Source organism: Methylobacterium sp. WL1, from assembly GCF_008000895.1.
Classification (GTDB): domain Bacteria; phylum Pseudomonadota; class Alphaproteobacteria; order Rhizobiales; family Beijerinckiaceae; genus Methylobacterium.
The window spans coordinates 3002482-3016784 of sequence record NZ_CP042823.1 but is presented as its reverse complement, the minus strand read 5'-3'; the positions used below and the strand labels follow the sequence as shown (position 1 = coordinate 3016784).

The 14303-nt window shown below is 67.1% G+C and carries 14 protein-coding genes; 6 read left to right on the top strand and 8 right to left on the bottom strand.

Going from position 1 to position 14303, the window contains the following annotated elements; all coding sequences use genetic code 11:
• The first annotated feature begins 11 nt into the window (after window positions 1-11).
• The 3 genes from FVA80_RS14765 (at window position 12) to recJ (ending at window position 3829) form a co-directional block, all read left to right on the top strand.
• On the top strand, window positions 12-467 hold the full coding sequence (locus tag FVA80_RS14765; protein ID WP_147906696.1) for a proton-translocating transhydrogenase family protein: 456 nt from the start codon (window positions 12-14) through the stop codon (window positions 465-467).
• Window positions 468-471: 4 nt separating this feature from the next.
• On the top strand, window positions 472-1869 hold the full coding sequence (locus tag FVA80_RS14760) for an NAD(P)(+) transhydrogenase (Re/Si-specific) subunit beta (RefSeq protein ID WP_147906697.1): 1398 nt from the start codon (window positions 472-474) through the stop codon (window positions 1867-1869).
• Between the two features lie 136 nt (window positions 1870-2005).
• Window positions 2006-3829: a single-stranded-DNA-specific exonuclease RecJ gene (gene recJ / locus FVA80_RS14755; RefSeq protein WP_147906698.1), complete on the top strand. Its 1824-nt coding sequence runs from the start codon at window positions 2006-2008 to the stop codon at window positions 3827-3829.
• Window positions 3830-3884: 55 nt separating this feature from the next.
• Here the strand turns inward: recJ and FVA80_RS14750 are convergent, their stop codons facing one another.
• The 4 genes from FVA80_RS14750 to FVA80_RS14740 form a co-directional block, all read right to left on the bottom strand.
• Window positions 3885-4379, bottom strand: coding sequence for a CAP domain-containing protein (locus tag FVA80_RS14750; RefSeq protein ID WP_147906699.1), 495 nt, complete (start codon window positions 4377-4379; stop codon window positions 3885-3887).
• Between the two features lie 117 nt (window positions 4380-4496).
• Window positions 4497-5570 carry an HD domain-containing phosphohydrolase gene (locus tag FVA80_RS14745; protein ID WP_147906700.1) on the bottom strand — a complete coding sequence of 358 codons (1074 nt, stop codon included), beginning with the start codon at window positions 5568-5570 and terminating at the stop codon, window positions 4497-4499.
• Window positions 5571-5683: 113 nt separating this feature from the next.
• The gene (locus FVA80_RS30565; RefSeq protein WP_187193691.1) at window positions 5684-5836 is read right to left on the bottom strand and encodes a hypothetical protein; all 153 of its coding nucleotides are present in this window, start codon (window positions 5834-5836) and stop codon (window positions 5684-5686) included.
• 331 nt (window positions 5837-6167) lie between these two features.
• Complete coding sequence (locus tag FVA80_RS14740) at window positions 6168-6860, bottom strand: GntR family transcriptional regulator (RefSeq protein ID WP_147906701.1); 693 nt, start codon at window positions 6858-6860, stop codon at window positions 6168-6170.
• A 487-nt stretch (window positions 6861-7347) separates the two neighbouring features.
• Here FVA80_RS14740 and oxlT point away from each other — a divergent pair, with 487 nt between their 5' ends.
• Window positions 7348-8625: an oxalate/formate MFS antiporter gene (oxlT, locus tag FVA80_RS14735; protein WP_147906702.1), complete on the top strand. Its 1278-nt coding sequence runs from the start codon at window positions 7348-7350 to the stop codon at window positions 8623-8625.
• 91 nt (window positions 8626-8716) lie between these two features.
• Window positions 8717-9367, top strand: coding sequence for a class II aldolase/adducin family protein (locus FVA80_RS14730; RefSeq protein WP_147906703.1), 651 nt, complete (start codon window positions 8717-8719; stop codon window positions 9365-9367).
• Between the two features lie 20 nt (window positions 9368-9387).
• On the opposite strand, the gene FVA80_RS14725 is transcribed toward FVA80_RS14730, so the two are convergent.
• Together FVA80_RS14725 and frc are read right to left on the bottom strand one after the other, a co-directional pair.
• Complete coding sequence (locus tag FVA80_RS14725) at window positions 9388-10320, bottom strand: methionyl-tRNA formyltransferase (protein WP_147906704.1); 933 nt, start codon at window positions 10318-10320, stop codon at window positions 9388-9390.
• A 119-nt stretch (window positions 10321-10439) separates the two neighbouring features.
• Window positions 10440-11717: a formyl-CoA transferase gene (frc, locus tag FVA80_RS14720; RefSeq protein ID WP_147906705.1), complete on the bottom strand. Its 1278-nt coding sequence runs from the start codon at window positions 11715-11717 to the stop codon at window positions 10440-10442.
• A gap of 488 nt (window positions 11718-12205) precedes the next feature.
• Here frc and FVA80_RS14715 point away from each other — a divergent pair, with 488 nt between their 5' ends.
• Window positions 12206-12490, top strand: a complete 285-nt coding sequence (locus FVA80_RS14715) for a hypothetical protein (protein ID WP_147906706.1) — start codon at window positions 12206-12208, stop codon at window positions 12488-12490.
• 53 nt (window positions 12491-12543) lie between these two features.
• Here the strand turns inward: FVA80_RS14715 and FVA80_RS14710 are convergent, their stop codons facing one another.
• Entirely contained in the window at window positions 12544-13326 is a 783-nt protein-coding gene (locus FVA80_RS14710) for a hypothetical protein (RefSeq protein ID WP_246692400.1), read from the bottom strand.
• A gap of 356 nt (window positions 13327-13682) precedes the next feature.
• Window positions 13683-14246, bottom strand: coding sequence for a TetR/AcrR family transcriptional regulator (locus FVA80_RS14705; protein ID WP_147906708.1), 564 nt, complete (start codon window positions 14244-14246; stop codon window positions 13683-13685).
• Window positions 14247-14303 lie beyond the last annotated feature (57 nt).

Genomic DNA, 14303 nt, shown 5'->3' with positions numbered 1-14303 from the left:
GGAGAAGCAGTATGGCAAACCTTGTTGTCCCTCCCGATCAGGCCGCTGATCAGACCCGCGTCCTGGCCGACGCGGCGCGTGCAGCCGCCGATGTCGCCCGCAACGCCGCTGACCAAGCCCAGGCCATCGCGGCCGGGATGGGCCACGGGATCAGCGCCGCCACCGGCGGCGCCGTGGACCCCTTCGTCTTCCAGTTCGCCATCTTCGTGCTGGCGATTCTCGTCGGCTACTACGTCGTCTGGTCGGTGACCCCGGCGCTGCACACCCCGCTGATGTCGGTCACCAACGCGATCTCGTCGGTGATCATCGTCGGTGCGCTGTTGGCGGCGGGCGTGCCGCTCCTGGAGAAAGGCACCGGCTGGGCCCGTGCCTTCGGATTCATCGGCATCGTGCTGGCCAGCGTGAATATCTTCGGTGGCTTCCTCGTGACCCAGCGCATGCTCGGCATGTACAAGAAGAAGGCCTGAGACGATGTCCCAGAACGTCTCCGCCCTTCTCTACATCGTCTCCGGCGTCCTGTTCATCATGGCGTTGCGGGGGCTCTCGCACCCAACCACGTCCCGGCAGGGTAACCTCTACGGCATGATCGGCATGGCGCTCGCCGTGCTCACCACGCTGATCGGCCATCCGCCCGCCGGCTTCGGCGCCTGGATCCTCGTGATCCTCGGCATTGGCATCGGCGGCGGCGCGGGCGCGGTCATCGCCAAGCGCGTCCCGATGACGGCGATGCCGCAGCTCGTGGCGGCGTTCCACTCGCTGGTCGGCCTTGCCGCCGTCGCGGGCGCTGCGGCGACGCTCTACGCGCCTCAGGCGGTCGGCATCCTCGAGAACGGCCACATCCACAAGCAGTCGCTGTTTGAGATGGCGCTCGGCGCCGCGATCGGAGCGATCACCTTCACCGGCTCGGTCATCGCTTTCGCCAAGCTCGACGGGCGGATGTCAGGCAAGCCGATCATGCTGCCCCAGCGGCACCTGATCAACATCGGCATCGCGGTGGCGCTGGTGGTGCTGATCGCCCTGTTCATCGGCAACGAGAGCAAGGCGGTGTTCTGGCTGATCGTGCTGCTGTCCTTCGCGTTGGGCGGCCTGCTGATCATCCCGATCGGCGGCGCGGACATGCCGGTCGTCGTGTCGATGCTCAATTCCTACTCGGGTTGGGCCGCGGCCGGCATCGGCTTCACCCTCGGCAACCTCGCGCTGATCATCACCGGCGCCCTGGTCGGCTCCTCGGGCGCGATCCTGTCGTACATCATGTGCCACGCGATGAACCGGTCGTTCATCTCGGTCATCCTGGGCGGGTTCGGCGGCGATACCGCCGCAGCCGGTCCGGGCCAGGTCGAGACCCGCCCGGTCAAGCAGGGCTCGGCCGACGACGCTGCCTACATCATGAAGAACGCCGAGCGCGTCATCATCGTCCCGGGATACGGGATGGCGGTCGCGCAAGCGCAGCACAGCTTGCGCGAGATGGCCGACCTCCTGAAGAAGGAGGGCGTCGATGTGAAATACGCCATCCACCCGGTGGCGGGCCGTATGCCGGGCCACATGAACGTGCTGCTCGCCGAGGCGAACGTGCCCTACGACGAGGTGTTCGAGCTGGAAGATATCAATGGCGAGTTCCCGCAGGCGGATGTGGCCTTCGTGATCGGCGCCAACGACGTCACCAACCCGGCCGCGAAGACCGACAAAGCCTCGCCGATCTACGGCATGCCCATCCTCGACGTGGAGCGGGCCAAGACGGTGCTGTTCATCAAGCGCGGCATGGGCTCGGGCTATGCTGGCGTCGAGAACGAGGTGTTCTTCCGCGACAACACCATGATGCTGTTCGGCGACGCCAAGAAGGTGGTCGACAACATCCTCAAGGCGTTCTGAGGCCCTCTACAGGGTGGTTTCGGCGAGGGGCGGGCAGTGATGCGCGCCCCTTTGTCGTACCGGCTCGCCGTTCGATCGCGGCCGCTGTTGCTGATACGCCGCGCGTCCGGGGCCGACACGGTGTAGGGTGCCATCCGTGTCCGCCGCCACCGCCTCGCTGATCTCCGAACCGCCGCCGTTCCTGGGGGTATCCGCATCTGTGACAGGGCGGCGCTGGCAGGAGCGCTGTGCCGGCTCGGCAGTGCAGAACCAGATCGCCAAGATGGTCCAGGCACACGGCCTGCCCGAGTTGCTGGCCCGTGTTCTGGCCGGTCGGCAGGTGGCCCCGGACGGGGCCGCTCGGCATCTGGCGCCGCGCCTGCGCGACCTGATGCCGGATCCGGACACGCTTCTCGACATGGATGTGGCCGTGCGCCGGCTGGTCCGCGCGATCCGGTGCGGTGAGATCGTCGCCGTGTTCGGCGATTACGATGTCGACGGCGCAGCCAGCGCAGCGATGCTCGCCGGCTACCTGCGCCAGCTCGGCCTTCGGGCCCTGATCCACATTCCCGACCGGATCACAGAGGGCTACGGACCCAACGTCGCGGCGATCACCGCGCTCGCAGCCGAGGGGGCGACCCTGCTGGTCTGCGTCGATTGCGGCACCAGCGGCCACGGGCCTCTGGAGGAGGCCGAAAAGTCCGGTCTCGACGTCATCGTCCTGGATCACCACGCCGCCGCCGAGGTGTTGCCGCCAGCCCGGGCCATCGTGAACCCGAACCGCCTCGACGACCTCTCCGGGCTCGGCCATCTCTGCGCCGCCGGCGTGGTGTTCCTGACGCTTGCCGCCCTAAACCGCGCCCTGCGCCGGGACGGCTTCTTCGGGCCGCATCGCCCCGAGCCGGCGCTCACAGACGCCCTCGACCTCGTGGCGCTGGCGACCGTTGCCGACGTCGTCCCGTTGGTCGGCCTGAACCGCGCCTTCGTCACCCAGGGATTGACGGTGATGCGCCACCGGGGCCGGACCGGTCTGGCGGCTCTGCTCGACGCCGCCTCGCTCAGTGAGCCCCCGGAAGCGTGGCATCTCGGCTTCGTGCTCGGGCCGCGGATCAATGCCGGCGGTCGCATCGGGGATTCGGCGCTGGGCGCGCGCCTGCTCACCACCGCGGATCCCGCCGAGGCCGCCCGCATCGCCGCGGACCTCGACCGGCTCAACCGCGAGCGTCAGGCCATCGAGGCCCATGCCGTGGCCGAGGCCGAAGCCGAAATGGACCGCGCCCTGACCCACGATCCCGCGCGCGCCGTCCTGGTGACCGGGGACGCCGCGTGGCATCCGGGCATCGTCGGGTTGATCGCGGCGCGGCTGAAGGAGCGCTTCAACCGACCGGCCTTCGCGTTCGCGATCAGGCCCGACGGCAGCGCCACCGGTTCCGGGCGCTCGATCCCAGGGGCCGATCTCGGCTTGGCCGTCCGGGCCTGCGTCGAGGCTGGGCTCGCGAGCAAGGGGGGCGGTCACGCCATGGCGGCGGGCGTCACTCTTCGGGCCGACGACATCCCCCGCTTCGAGACACATCTGGCCGCGTTGCTCGGCGCCAGCGTCGCCGTCTCGCGGGCCGCCGACGCATTGCTGATCGACGGCGGATTGAGCGCCGGCGGCGCCACCGCCGAGACCGTCCGGTTGCTCCAGCGCGCCGGACCGTTCGGTCAGGGCGCCCCGGAGCCGGTCTTCGCGCTCGGCCGTCACCGCCTGGTCGACGCCGCCGTGGTCGGCACCGGGCACGTCCGGGCGCGCCTGCGCAGTCGCGACGGACAGGCTGTGGGTGCGATCTGCTTCCGGGCCGCCGAGCGGCCGCTGGGCCAGGCCCTGCTGAGGGGCATCGGCCAGGAGATGCACGTCGCCGGTACCCTGTCCTGCGACCGCTGGCGCGGTGCCGAGCGGGCGCAAGTACGGATCGTCGATCTGGCTCCGGCCGAAGCCTGACGCATCGATCCTAAGGTGGCCGCCGGCTTACCGACAATGACGATGCGCTGATCGTTCAGCTTCCTGCCATCACCAGTGCCCAGAACCGCTTGTAGCGGGTGTTGGGCGCATCGACCCAGGCGATGCCGATCCTGCGGATCTGCGGGAGCAGCATGTTCTTGTTGTGCTCGGAGCTGGCCTTCCAGCGCGCCAGCACCTGTTCGAAGGTCTCCGAGCCGGCGCTGAGATTCTCCGCCGCGTAGGACTTCGCCAGACCGGCCGAGGCCATCCGCGATGTGAAGCTGCCGCCGACATCGTGGCTGAGCTGGCCGTTGCGCGCGTTGTTGCCGGCCTGGAACGCGGCCGCCTTCACCAGGCCGCCGTCAACGACGACCGGGCTCAATCCGTGCTGGACCCGATAGGCCGAGATCGCGGCCGCCGCCGCGACCTCGTCGAGGATCGCGGTATGGGTCGCGTTCTCGACATTGGGCTCGGGCGTGAAGGACAGGCCGCCGCAGCCGGCAAGTGCCAGCGCCAGGGCCGCGGCGAGAGGAAGGAGAGCTTTGGACACGGTCGATCGCAGTTCCGGGAGGGATGCGTCTCCCTCGGGACCGGTTGCGGCGAAAGCGCGGCGCTGGGAGACGCCCGCAGGCGCAACAACCCGACCGTGGCACGACGGCCACGGGTCTTATGCCGCGAGTGCGTCACCCCCGAGCATGACCGGTGCGAACACGCGCAGGAGATCGGGATCCAGATGGCCAATCCCGTCGACCATGATCGCCAGCGCCTCGGCGGGGCTGGCGGGTTGGCGATAGGCGCGCCGTTCGGTCAGCGCCGAGAACACGTCGCAGATCGCCACGATCCGCACGAGATCGGAGATCGCCCGGCCGGAGAGCCGGTCCGGGTAGCCGTTGCCGTCCAGCCGTTCGTGATGATGCAGGACGACATCGATCACCTCGGCCTCGAAGCCGCCCTGAGCCCGCAGCAGGTCGGCGCCGATCACGGGATGCCGCTGCATCAGCCGCAGCTCTTCCGGATCCAGATGGCCCGGTTTGTTCAGGATCTCCGTCGGGATCCGCGATTTGCCGATGTCGTGGAGCAGGGCGGATCGCACGAGGCGGGCGAGATCGATCCGGCTCAAGCCGATCTGCGCCCCGAAACTGGCAGCGTGTCCCGCGACCCCGAGGGTGTGCTGGTAGACGCCGACATCATGGCGCCAGACTTCGGCGAGCCAGGCCGTGATCCCGGCCTCCGAGACGGCAGCCAGAACCAGTTCGATGCCGCGCTCGACATCGGCGCGCTGCAGGCCCGCCCCGAGCGCCGCACTGTCGAACAGCTCGGCCACGATCCCGGTGGCATCCGTGACGCGGCCGACGAGGCGCTGCATGCGGGTTTCCACCGAGCGCGTCACCGCCTCGATCATGGCGAAGACGTTGGCCAGCACGAGCTGGCGCGGTGCGGCGGCGGGCAACTGCCGAAGATGCGGCGCCGGGCTGAGCGGCTCGCCGCGGACCAGGACCAGGCGCGGGATCGGACGGCCGCGATGGGTCAGGGCCGGCTCGAAAGCCGCGGCCTGCGCCGGATGCAAATCCAGGATGATGAGGTGCGGGCGCCCCGCCGGGATCGCCGAGCCGGCGGCAACCGCCCGGCAATCCATGACCAGCGCGATGGCGCGCTCCAGGGCCGCCCGCTCGGTCGGGCGATCGGAAATCAACAGCACGAACGGGTTGTTTGCGGTCTGCGCTTGTATGCCGAGGGCCAACGCGGTTGCTCCCCGGTCCGCATGGTCAACGATATGTTGACGCTAACGGAAACCTTTCAGCAAAGTGTTAACCCTACGCAATCTGCCGGCGTATAGGCGCCGAAAAACAGTGTTTACGCGAGGCTGACGGCGCCGTCCTGTCGGGTCTGCTGCGCGACGGGCTTGCCGGCATCGGACGCCGGGCTCAGTACGTCGGCGAGCTTGACGGCCAGGAGGGCTTGGCAGGCGGCGAAGGCGGTGAATACGACGACGAAGTTGGCGATCATCGGAAGGCTCCGGTACGGCTCGGCTGGACGCTGAATGGTGCGATGCAAGAAATGCCATGCCGCAACGCAAACTGGTATGCCAAATACCGAATGCCAAATATGTCGAGAGCGCATGCCCTCGCCGATGCGGTGAAACCGACCGGCCGACGCATTTCCGAAGGGGATCGCCACTTTCTAAGCGACAGCCTCGTGCGATCCGCGAGCGACGTGTTGCACCGCAAGCGCAACTGCAATCACAGGCACGGCTGAGGATTGAGGTCGCTTGTAGCGTGCCGTGGCGTTGAACGAACCGCTGAGCGTTGTCGCGCCAATCCCCGCTTGGGACGGACGGTCAGTCCAGATAATCGCCGTAGGTGTCGACGTGTTGCGCCAGCCCAAGACCGTGCTCGCGCACGAGCCGCTCGGCCGTGTCGGCGTTCCGGGCCTCCAGCGCGGCGATGATAGCCACGTGCTCGCGGATCGAATGCTGCGCGCGGTCGCCCTGCCGCAACGCGGTGCTGCGAATCCCCCGCACATGCATCAGCAGATTGCTGGTGAGCTCCGCAATCGGCTCGCAATGTCCGAGCGCGATGATCCGCTGGTGGAAGCGGATGTTGGCATCCGAATATTCGTCGATGTGCTCGGACGGCTGTCCTTCGTAGAATTCCGGGAATGATTCACGCAGGGCACGTAGCTGCGCGTCGGTGGCCCGGGTGCAGGCGAGCCGGGCCGCCATGCTCTCCAGCGCCGTCCAGGCGTGGATCATGCCGACGATTTCGCCCTTGTTCTTCTTGATGACGAACACGCCGCGGCGCGCCTCGGACCGGACGAACCCCTCCTGCTCCAGCACGGTGAGCGCCTCGCGAACGGGTGTGCGACTGACCCCGAGATCCTGCGACAGTTTCCGCTCATCGAGCCGCACCTCATCGGGCCGCCCGTAGATATCCATGTTAGTTATAGCAGTTTTGAGCGCTTCATAAGCCAAGGTCCGTAGACTGGAGCTGGCGACGATCGGTTTAACGCTCAACGGTTCTGAGTTCGACATGCCTCGTCCAGCCGGCCCACGCCCATATTGTCTCGCACGTGTTCTCTATCGTGCGCTCGTAAAACGAACTAACGCAAACCTTTTCCCGATCCTAGTCAATTACGAGCCGACCCACAGACCCTTGGGCCTGAGCGCAGTCCGGCCTGTGCGCCGTCGAGGAGCACTATCTGGAACGGTAGTTCCGGATTTGGCCCGTACGAATGACGGCGAGCATTAATCCAGCGGCATATTCGTGTATTTTTATGCAGGATCGATTGACAGAATCTCCCGCCGCCAGCACCATCCTTCTGGCATACCGTACACCAGCATGTATTCGGTGACGGGGTGCGACGGTCAGTGATAACACCGGCAGAGTTTTCGTTTGTCTGTCGGTCAAGAATTTTTCAAAGCATGCCGTTCGCTTTGTTCTGACAAGGGCGGCCGTGTCCGGGCATAAACACCGCCGGGATTAGATACAGAATAATAAATCCAGCGAGGAGGGAAGCGTATGTCCGAGATTCGCAAACCGGTTGGGGCGGGCCGATGGCTGCAGCTCGCATTCGGCGTCGTCTGCATGTGCATGATCGCCAACATGCAGTACGGCTGGACCTTCTTCGTGAATCCGATGCAGGAGCGTCACGGCTGGGATCGCGCCGCGATCCAGATCGCGTTCACGCTGTTCGTCGTCACCGAGACCTGGCTGGTCCCGATCGAAGGCTGGTTCGTGGACAAGTACGGTCCGCGGATCGTCACCTTGTTCGGCGGCCTGCTGTGCGGCATCGCCTGGGTGATGAATTCCTACGCCGAAACGCTGACGATGCTCTACGTCGCCGCCGCGATCGGCGGCACCGGCGCCGGAGCGGTCTACGGCACCTGCGTCGGCAATTCGCTCAAGTGGTTCCCGGACCGCCGCGGTCTCGCCGCCGGCATCACCGCGATGGGTTTCGGCGCCGGTTCGGCACTGACCGTCGTGCCGATCCAGGCGATGATCAAGTCGCAGGGCTACGAGGCCGCGTTCTTCTACTTCGGCATCGGCCAGGGCGTGATCGTGATGCTGATCGCCCTGTTCCTGCGGTCGCCGGCCAAGGGCCAGGTCCCGGACGTCGCCCGGGTCAGCCAGTCCAAGCGCGACTTCAAGCCCGGCGAGATGGTGCGCACCCCGATCTTCTGGGTGATGTACGCGATGTTCGTCATGATGGCCGCCGGCGGCCTGATGGCCACCGCGCAGCTCGGCCCGATCGCCAAGGACTTCAAGATCGCCGACGTCCCGGTCTCGCTGCTGGGGATCACGCTGCCTGCGCTTACCTTCGCGGCGACCCTCGACCGCGTGCTCAACGGCGTGACGCGGCCGTTCTTCGGCTGGGTCTCGGACCATATCGGCCGCGAGAACACGATGTTCATCTCCTTCGCCATCGAAGGTCTGGGCATCTACGCGCTGAGCCAGTTCGGTGAGAACCCGATCGCCTTCGTGCTGCTCACCGGCCTGGTGTTCTTCGCCTGGGGCGAGATCTACTCGTTGTTCCCTGCGACCTGCGGCGACACGTTCGGGTCGAAATACGCGGCGACCAATGCCGGCCTGCTCTACACGGCCAAAGGCACCGCGGCCCTGATCGTGCCCTATACCAGCGTGCTCACGACCATGACCGGAAGCTGGCACACGGTGTTCCTGGTGGCGGCCGGTCTCAACATCCTGGCGGCGCTCCTGGCCCTGTTCGTTCTCAAGCCGATGCGCGCAGCCTACACCAAGGCCCCGCAGACGAGCCTGGCACCAGTTCTGGCCCAGTAACGGCAGGACCCATCCGCTCAGAGGCCCGGCGCCGCTTTACGGCGCCGGGCCTTCATGCGTACCGGATGCCGGCTGCAACCGGAGACCGGGCATGGACAAGGACGAACGGATCGCGCGCGAAGGCGTCGTCGCGGCGGCGCGGGATCTCGACGCGCAGGGTCTGAACCGGGGCACCTCGGGCAACGTCTCGGTGCGGTTCCGCGACGGCCTGCTGATCACCCCCTCGGGGGTGCCGACGGCGCGCATGGGCCCGGACGACATCGTGCCGATGGCCCTCGACGGGACCTACCCGGCGGGGCTCAAGCCGTCCTCGGAATGGCGCTTCCACCGGGATATCCTGGCGGCGCGGCCCGAGGTGGGCGCCGTCGTCCACGCCCACCCGATCCACTGCACCGCCTTCGCCCTCTGCGGGCGGCAGATCCCGGCGGTCCACTACATGATCGCAGCCTTCGGCGGCCCCAACGTGCGCTGCGCACCCTACGCGCCCTACGGCACCGCGGAGCTGTCGGAACTGGCGCTCGCCGCCCTCGAAGGCCGAAACGTCTGCCTGTTGGCCAATCACGGCATGATCGCCGCCGGCGGCAGCCTAGAGAAGGCCGTGTGGCTGGCCGTCGAGTTGGAGACCCTGTGCTGGCAATATGCCGTGGCGCTTCAGGTCGGGGCTCCGAACGTCCTGTCCGACCACGAGATCGCCAACACCGTCGAGCGCTTCCGCGGCTACGGGCTCAATGCCACCGACTGATATCGGCGCTCGGTCGGCAGTCAGCGCCCGAGAAACTGCCCGACCGCGATGCCGCCGGACGCGGCGAACTCGGCGGCCGAGACCTTCTTGCCGTCCTCCGGCTTGACCTTCCGGACCTCGATCCGGCCGCCCTGCGCGCAGACGCTGAACCCGTCGTCGTCCACGGCGATGACCTCGCCCGGCTTGCCCTTCACGTCGCCCAGGCGGCGGACCGGGTGCAGGCGCGCATCGAAGATCTGCAGCTTCTTGCCGGCCAGGGTGGTCCAGGCGCCCGGAGCCGGGTTCGCGGCGCGGATCAGGTTGTAGATCTGCTCGGCATGGGCGGACCAGCGAATCTCGGCCTCCGCGGTACGGAACCAGCCTTCGTAACTCGCCGCGTCCTCGTCCTGGTCGATCTCGATATGCTGGCCGGCCGCCACGAGGTCAGCCGCCTCCAGCATGGCGTCCACGCCCATCGGGAACAGGTTGTTGAAGTAGATGTCTCCGAGGGTCGCATCCCCGCCGATCTCGCAGACCTTCTGCAGGATCACCGGGCCCTCATCGAGGCCGTCAGTGGGGCGGAAGATCGTCAGCCCGGTCTGGAGGTCGCCCTTGGCGATCGGCCAGTTGATCGAGGACGGACCGCGATAACGCGGCAGCAGGCTCGGGTGGTATTGGATGGTGCCGTGCTTCGGGATGGTGACGAAGCTCTGCGGCGCGAATTGCAGCACGTACGCCATGATGCCGATATCGGCCTCGAGGCCGCGCATCGCCGCCTCGGCCTCCGGGCTCTTCAGGCTTGGGAATTGGAAGACCGGCAGCCCGTGCTCCTCCGCCGCGGTCTTCAGCACGTCGGGCTTGGCACCGGGCTTCTCCGGCGCGCAGAACACGCCCGCCACGGTATCCCCGCGCTTCAGAAATGCCTCCAGGACGGCCTTGCCGAAGTCCTGCTGACCGATGACGGCGATGCGCATGGGCGATCCCTGGCGTCGTCCGGCCCCGAAGCGAGGCGGGATTTCTTGAGTTGGACTACGACGTTAAGCGGGCAGTCGGCGGCGATCCCGGACGCTCGGCCCGGAATCGCCTGAGGGCCTTACTCGGCCGCGATCTTCTGTACGCCCCCGATGGCGCCGGAGCCGGAGATCTCGCCGACCTCCTCCTCCGAGTACTTGAGCACGTCGCGCAGGATCTCCTGGGTGTGCTCACCCAGGAGCGGCGAGCGCACGACCTCGGTCGGGCTCGCCGAGAGCTTGATCGGGTTGCCGACCGAGAGGTAGCGGCCGCGCGTCGGGTGATCGACCTCCACGATAGTACCGGTCGCCCGCAGCGCCTCGTCGGCGGCGATCTCCTTCATCGATAGGATCGGGCCGCACGGGATGTCGTGCCCGTTCAGGATGTCCATGGCCTCGAACTTGGACATCTTCATCGTCCAGGCCTCGATGCGCGTGAAGATCTCATTGAGGTGCGGCAGGCGCGCCTTCGGGGAGGCATAGTTCGGGTCGGTCTTCCAATCGGGCTCGCCGATGATGTCGCAGATCGGATCCCAGACCGCTGCCTGGGTGATGACGTAGATGTAGGCGTTCGGGTCCTGCTCCCAGCCCTTGCAGCGCAGGATCCGGCCCGGCTGGCCGCCGCCGGAATCGTTGCCGGCCCGCGGGGTCGCCTCGCCGAACGGGATGCCTTCGCCGAACTGGCTGTATTCCTGGAGCGGGCCGTGCTCGAGGCGCTGCTGGTCGCGCAGCTTGACCCGACAGAGGTTCAGCACGCCGTCCTGCATGGCGCAGTCGACCTTCTGGCCGAGGCCGGTCTGGGTGCGGTGGTAGAGCGCCGTGACGATGCCCAACGCCAGGTGCAGACCGGTGCCGGAATCGCCGATCTGGGCGCCGGTCACCATCGGGATGCCGTCCCGGAACCCGGTGGTGGAGGCCGAGCCGCCGGCGCATTGCGCGACATTCTCGTAGACCTTGCAATCCTCGTAGCGGCCGGGGCCGAAGCCCTTCACGGATGCCAAGATCATGCGCGGGTTCTTCGCGTGGATCTTCTCCCAGGTCAGACCCATCCGGGCCAACGCGCCGGGGGCGAAATTCTCCACGAGGACGTCGCATTCCTCGATGAGGCGCCAGAGCACCTCCTTGCCCTTCGGGTTCTTGGAATCGAGAGTGAGGGAGCGCTTGTTGTGGTTCAGCATCGTGAAATACAGGCTGTCCACATCCGGGATGTCCTGCAACTGCTGGCGGGTGGCGTCGCCGACTCCCGGCCGCTCGACCTTGATCACGTCAGCGCCGAACCAGGCCAGAAGCTGGGTGCAGGTCGGGCCGGATTGCACATGGGTGAAGTCCAGGATGCGGACGCCTTCAAGGGCCTTGGTCATGGTCGGTCTCGGATCGGGTTTCGGGAAGCGGCGGGCTGTGTCTCAGGTCGGGTCCGTGATCGGCCTGGCGCCGACGGACGGTGACGGGCTGCAGCGGTGAGGTCTCGCGCGCCGCGCCGTCGCGACGGCTGCGTAACGATCGTGGAGACCCGCGTCCCCGCGTCTCGGACGGATCATGCCGAAACTCCCTCCCGATGCGCGGTCCCGTCGATTCGCGGACCCGTCACGCCGGCCCCATCGAGAGGGCCGTCACGCTTGTATACCACATGCCATTCGCGGGAGGCGAGTAGAAAGAAGCACTCGCGAAGGTTGTAGGCATCGCCGTAGCATAGACCCAAGAGTTCTGCGTCTCAACGCTGCGGGCTCCGTGCACTGGGGGAACTGATCCGGTCCCTCTTGGCATACGTCTTAAGGCGGTCCATCATTCCGCCAAAATACACCGTTCGCCAAACGGACGGTCCCGCGACAACGCTGAACGAGGAACGCCCATGCTCGCCAGCACCAGCTTGATCAAGTCTTCCTGGATTGCCGTCGATGTCGACCGCGACAGGGCGGAACGCGTGCTCGTCGTCGAGACCTACATCGCCGTGAGCCCGCTGGAACCGAATTTCGATGCCGCGCAATATGACCGCGTATTGTGCTGCGTGCAGAAGGTGTTGAAGGCGCATCCCGACATCGACCGCGCCTCGATCCTCAGCATGCACCGCGGCTCCGGCTGCACCGCCCTGTTCCGCGAGCCGCCCGCGGATCTCGCGAGGCCCGCGGCCGCCTGAAGTCCGCACCACGCTGGCGGCTTGCATTGCCCGCCCTGTGGGCGTGGTCCGGTTTACGGCGTGCTCGGCTCCGGGCCAGGCTGTGGCTCGTGTGAGTCGAGGGCGACCCGGGCGGCATGAAACCACCAGAGCGGGATGTCCCGGTTGGCGGTGGCCAGGTCCGACGCCCAGCCCTCCTTCGGCATGACCTCGGCCCTGTCGGCGAACAGGCGGAGCGCGCTCTCGGCCCGCTCACGTCGGCATCGTTCGCGGATCGCGACGCGCTCGGCTTCCGCCCGGGCGTGGGTCTGCTCGATCAGGCGGCGGGTCGCCAATTCGTCGGCATCGAAGGCGAAGCGTTGCCAGAACGCTTCGGCCTCCCGGGCGACGTCCCTTTCCCGCAATGCCGTCGTCAGTTCGGCGTCGGCGGCCACGCGCTCGGCTTCCGCCGCGTTGGCCCGCGCGAGCACCCGGTTGTTGGCCTCGAGCAACTCGCGTTCGCGCTCCGGCGCCATGCGCTGACGCCGCAGGACGCGCAATTCCTCGTCGCGCGCGGTGACATCGGTTCGATCCGTGATCAGGGCGGCGAGGGGACCTTCGGCCAGGGCGTCGGCGCGTTCGAGATAGCGCTCGCGCAGCCCGGGGTGATGCGTATCGAGGGCGTCATCGTCCCACGCCGGGTAATCGGCGATCCCGCTGCCGTCATGCTCGTAGAGGGTGCGCGCCAGGGCACGGCGCAGGTCGTCGGGCGGCGAGATCGCGACGTGTTCGTTCATGACGCTACGCTGGCGGCGAGTAACGGGACGGCAGTCAACGCGCTCGTTCAGCCGACGGACTAAGGGGCGCACGACGAACACACGTCATCGCACGGAAAATCGCGACCCGCACGCAAAGCCCTTGTCAGCCACGGGCGTGACAGTGCTGAGAGTCTTCTGACGGCTTCGGTCCAGCGATACAGGAATGAAGCAGCCGCGCGCTTTACAGGCTCGATGACCGCGGCTCAGCGCGTAGATCTTTCCGGGCGCCGTGACCATCGCGGCGCCGTGCGATCCGCATTGCAAGGTCCGTCACCTGCACACACGTCCGGTTTGCGTCGGCCTCAATCCGAAGGCCGGCGGCCGGCTTTCGGTAGGATGCTCTCGATCTGCCTCCGCCAGGGGGGCGGCCATCGCGAAGCGCCGTCCACAACCAAAGGCCCGGGTGCGCGGCGAGCCTACGCGTCCGATTTGCGGGCGATGCGTTCCAGGGCGTCGAACATCGGCTTCAACTCGTCCAGGTCGAGCTGATGGAATCCCAGGGTCCGGCCCATGATCACCCCGAGGATCGCGAAGAACAGCACCGAGCCCTCGCCGGGGCACGTGCTGTTCATCCCGCCGAGCCGGTCGAGTTGATCGGCCACGAAGGCCCGGTAATCGTTCAGAGCTTCGGGATACTCGATCGACGCCAGGAGCAGCGCCCGCGATGACTCGTCGTCGTCGCAGTAATGCGAGCGGACATGCGCCACCATCGCCATCGGCAATTGCGACGGCCCGGGCGGAACTTCACCCTCGCAGGCGACGATTTCCTCACGCAGCTCGGTGAGCTTGCGGGCCACCAGGGCCAGGATCAGCGCATCCTTCGATGCGTAGTGGTGCAGGACGCCGCCCTTGCTGAGACCGGCCTCGACCGCGACCGCATCGATGGTCAAGGCCCGTGCGCCGCCCTTGCGCAACACGGCGTCGGCCGCCTCCAGGATGATTTCCGGCCGTTCCGCCAGCCGCTGCCGTTTCGCACGCATAGGTCACCATTTTAGAAACCGACTGGACGGTATGTAAGCGATGGAGTAGGACCGCGT

Coding starts and splice junctions, on each gene's coding strand:
- FVA80_RS14715 (WP_147906706.1), top strand. CDS start 12,206: ATGCTCGCCAGCACCAGCTTGATCAAGTCTTCCTGGATTGCCGTCGAT.
- FVA80_RS14725 (WP_147906704.1), bottom strand. CDS start 10,320: ATGCGCATCGCCGTCATCGGTCAGCAGGACTTCGGCAAGGCCGTCCTG.
- FVA80_RS14760 (WP_147906697.1), top strand. CDS start 472: ATGTCCCAGAACGTCTCCGCCCTTCTCTACATCGTCTCCGGCGTCCTG.
- frc (WP_147906705.1), bottom strand. CDS start 11,717: ATGACCAAGGCCCTTGAAGGCGTCCGCATCCTGGACTTCACCCATGTG.
- FVA80_RS30565 (WP_187193691.1), bottom strand. CDS start 5,836: ATGATCGCCAACTTCGTCGTCGTATTCACCGCCTTCGCCGCCTGCCAA.
- FVA80_RS14730 (WP_147906703.1), top strand. CDS start 8,717: ATGGACAAGGACGAACGGATCGCGCGCGAAGGCGTCGTCGCGGCGGCG.
- oxlT (WP_147906702.1), top strand. CDS start 7,348: ATGTCCGAGATTCGCAAACCGGTTGGGGCGGGCCGATGGCTGCAGCTC.
- FVA80_RS14705 (WP_147906708.1), bottom strand. CDS start 14,246: ATGCGTGCGAAACGGCAGCGGCTGGCGGAACGGCCGGAAATCATCCTG.
- FVA80_RS14765 (WP_147906696.1), top strand. CDS start 12: ATGGCAAACCTTGTTGTCCCTCCCGATCAGGCCGCTGATCAGACCCGC.
- FVA80_RS14740 (WP_147906701.1), bottom strand. CDS start 6,860: ATGTCGAACTCAGAACCGTTGAGCGTTAAACCGATCGTCGCCAGCTCC.